General features: G+C 67.2%; 2 protein-coding genes and 1 pseudogene. 1 reads left to right on the top strand and 2 read right to left on the bottom strand.

Going from position 1 to position 2,441, the window contains the following annotated elements:
• Both WAN71_RS25015 and WAN71_RS25020 read right to left on the bottom strand, forming a co-directional pair.
• Window positions 1-227 (bottom strand): annotated as a pseudogene (locus WAN71_RS25015) (CoA transferase); the annotation flags it as partial.
• A gap of 31 nt (window positions 228-258) precedes the next feature.
• Complete coding sequence (locus WAN71_RS25020) at window positions 259-1,266, bottom strand: MaoC family dehydratase (protein ID WP_422227905.1); 1,008 nt, start codon at window positions 1,264-1,266, stop codon at window positions 259-261.
• Window positions 1,267-1,280: 14 nt separating this feature from the next.
• Here WAN71_RS25020 and WAN71_RS25025 point away from each other — a divergent pair, with 14 nt between their 5' ends.
• A complete protein-coding gene (locus tag WAN71_RS25025) occupies window positions 1,281-2,435 on the top strand; it encodes an acyl-CoA dehydrogenase family protein (RefSeq protein WP_422227906.1) in 1,155 nt (384 codons plus the stop codon).
• The last annotated feature ends 6 nt before the right edge of the window (window positions 2,436-2,441 follow it).

Genomic DNA, 2,441 nt, shown 5'->3' on the forward strand with positions numbered 1-2,441 from the left:
GTGGCGCCCCCCGCCGAGACGCGACCGCGGCGACTCAGCCCGAGGATCGCCGCCCGGCCCGCCAATATGGTGGCGGCGTCGATCTCTACACCTAACAATTGGGCTATATCGGCGGCTACCCGGCGGGCTTCGGCCAGCACAGCGGCGCGAGAGAAGTCCGGCTGCCCATCAGCGGGGCCGGTCAGATAGGCCAGCCCGCTGTCGGCCCAGTCCGATGTCGCATCCACGTCACCATTGTGCGCGCCGCCGGTCAGCGGCCTAGAACTGCAGCGCGGTGAAACGCCAGTCCAGCACCTGCCGCGGCTCATCGTGTGAATTGCTGACGGCGTACACCAGCGACCGCAATCCCAGCACGCCGCCGTTGTCGGTCGGTTCGGCAGAATCGACATGTAGCTCGCTGTAGAGGGTGTCACCCTCATAGACCGGAGCGGTGTGGTCACAGGACTGCCAGCCCAGCACCGTGGCCAGATTGGGCACCAGCCGAGTCGCTTGCGCCAACGCCAGCCCGATGGTGTGCCCGCCGTAGACCAGCCGCCGCCCGCCGATGCGCGAATCATGATGAACCGCGGCGATATTCAAAGTCAGACGAGCCAATTCTGGTGCACTGCTGACCACATCCGCACTCCCTCGCAGCACGGTGCCCGCCAGACCGGTATCGAAGTGCGGTCCGGGGACGCGCTGACGGAACACGTCGCCGTCCCACTTGTCGACAGCCGACGGCGGCGGGGCCAGCTCGGCACCGACTTTCGACAGGTCGTCGGCATGATCCGCATCATTCGGGCCGGCATCCGGGCTCAGCGGCAGCATCGCGCAGCGGTAGAAGTCCAGGATCAGCCGATCGACCTGGTCGACGGTGGTCATCCGCAACGCCACGAGCCCGGTGGGCGCCCGGTCCGGCTTGGCCGAGTTCTTCTTCAAGCCCACCACCTCGGTGCGGGTGAACAGGGTGTCACCGATCGCCGGGAATCGATAGAACACCAGCCCGCGGTAGAACAGGTTGGCCTTCACGTGCTGGGTCGCCAGCGTCGACTGGCCGATCGCGACGTCGCAGACCAGGCCGGGGTGGGCCAGCGGCGCGGTCAACCCGGTGACCGCCGCCGACAGCTCGGCGTCCAGCGGCAACCGCAGCCGATCGCCGAGGATGCTCTGATGCACGGCGGCCAGTCCGGGCGTCAGCGTCATCGAGGGCGCGCCCGCGAAGACCTGGCCGGTCTGCAGCTCGTCGAAGTAGGGACCGACGGTCATCGTTGCCGGTTTCTGAGGCATGCCAACATTGCCGTATGGGTATGGGGCTGGGCGACGACGAGGCGATGCTGGTCGAGACGGTGCGTCAGTTCGTCGACAAAGAGGTCAAGCCGACGGTCCGCGAGCGAGAGCATGCCAACGAGTATCCCGAAGCGTGGATCGAGCAGATGAAGCGCATCGGCATCTACGGGCTGGCCATCCAAGAGGAGTACGGCGGCGCGCCGGTGTCGATGCCGTGCTATGTGCTGGTCACCCAGGAGCTGGCGCGCGGCTGGATGAGCCTGGCCGGCGCGATGGGCGGGCACACCGTGGTGGCCAAGCTGCTCACCCTGTTCGGCACCGAGGAGCAGAAGCGGCAGTACCTGCCGCCGATGGCCAGCGGTGAGCTGCGGGCCACGATGGCGCTCACCGAGCCGGGCGGAGGCAGCGATCTGCAGAACATGTCGACCACCGCGCTGCGCGACGGCGACGACCTGGTGGTAAACGGGTCCAAGACCTGGATCAGCAATGCCCGGCGTTCGGGGTTGATCGCGCTACTGTGCAAGACCGATCCGGCCGCCACGCCGCGCCACCAAGGCATCTCGGTGCTGCTGGTGCAGCACGGGCCGGGGTTGACGGTGTCGCGGGATCTGCCCAAGCTGGGCTATAAGGGCGTGGAGACCTGTGAGCTGTCATTCGACGGCTACCGGGTGCCGGCGTCGGCGATTCTCGGCGGCGAAGCGGGCAAGGGTTTTTCGCAGATGATGAAAGGCCTTGAGACCGGGCGCATTCAAGTGGCATCGCGCGCGCTCGGGGTCGCGACCGCGGCGCTGGAGGACGCGCTGGCCTACGCCCAGCAGCGCGAGAGTTTCGGCCAGCCGATCTGGAAGCACCAGTCGGTCGGTAACTACCTGGCCGACATGGCGACCAAACTCACCGCGGCCCGCCAGCTCACCCGTTACGCCGCCGAGCGCTATGACAGCGGCGAGCGCTGCGACATGGAGGCGGGGATGGCCAAGCTGTTCGCCTCCGAAGTCGCAATGGAGATCGCGCTGAACGCGGTACGCATCCACGGCGGCTACGGCTACTCCACCGAATACGATGTCGAGCGCTATTTCCGCGACGCCCCGCTGATGATCGTCGGCGAGGGCACCAACGAAATCCAGCGCAATGTGATCGCCGCACAGCTGGTGTCACGCGGCGGGATCTAGGCGCCG

It is taken from the genome of Mycobacterium sp. (genome assembly GCF_049280035.1).
Taxonomy (GTDB): Bacteria; Actinomycetota; Actinomycetes; order Mycobacteriales; family Mycobacteriaceae; genus Mycobacterium.

Excerpts from the sequence above, each read along its gene's own strand:
- WAN71_RS25020 (WP_422227905.1), bottom strand. The coding sequence starts at position 1,266 with ATGCCTCAGAAACCGGCAACGATGACCGTCGGTCCCTACTTCGACGAG.
- WAN71_RS25025 (WP_422227906.1), top strand. The coding sequence starts at position 1,281 with ATGGGTATGGGGCTGGGCGACGACGAGGCGATGCTGGTCGAGACGGTG.